The organism is Vibrio sp. YT-19(2023) (assembly GCF_033337395.1).
The window spans coordinates 1-790 of the sequence record NZ_JAWOQN010000363.1; the positions used below are offsets into that span (position 1 = coordinate 1).

Consider the following 790-nt stretch of genomic DNA (forward strand, 5'->3'; position numbering starts at 1 on the left):
TGATAAAGCGATTGAACTCAGAGCCGATGCGTTATTGGTCCACCATGGTTATTTTTGGAAAGGGGAGCCAGAACCCATTCGCGGTATGAAAGGTAAGCGCATTCGTAGCCTAATTAAAAGTGACATTAATCTGTACGGCTACCATCTACCGCTCGACATTCATCCTGAACTTGGTAACAACGCAGAGCTTGCTCGTCTTCTTGATATTGAAATCGACGGTGGGTTAGAAGGTCATCCGCAGTCTGTCGCCCTATTTGGACGCTTGAAAAAACCGATGACTGGTTCTCAATTTGCGAGCAAGATCAACCAAGTCCTTAATCGAGGGCCTCTACATATCGCTCCAGATAATGCGGAGAAAATGATCGAAACCGTTGGTTGGTGTACTGGCGGTGGACAAGATTTCATTGAACTTGCGGTTCAGCATGGATTAGATGCATTCATTTCTGGCGAAATTTCGGAGCGAACAACTTACACCGCTCGTGAGATGGACATCCACTATTTTGCTGCGGGTCACCATGCAACAGAGCGTTATGGCATCAAAGCACTTGGTAAGTGGTTAGCCGATGAATACGGTTTAGATGTCGAGTTTGTGGATATTGATAATCCAGTGTAGCGTGTATTTTTATCGTTAAAACTAAAAAGGGTTGAGACTTACATCTCAACCCTTTTGTTTATTTGATAACTCTAGTAACGATTATTCGCGCTCATGAAGCGGCGAAAATTCACGTTGCGTTTCGCCTTTGTAAAGCTGACGTGGACGACCGATACGGTTTAGTGGATCGCTGTGCAT

1 protein-coding gene is annotated in these 790 nt (G+C 44.8%); it reads left to right on the top strand.

Annotation, left to right across the window (positions count from 1 at the left end; genetic code table 11):
• A partial coding sequence (locus R7E78_RS25920) for a Nif3-like dinuclear metal center hexameric protein (RefSeq protein WP_318058581.1) occupies positions 1-613 on the top strand: 613 nt, incomplete at its 5' end.
• Positions 614-790: the final 177 nt, after the last annotated feature.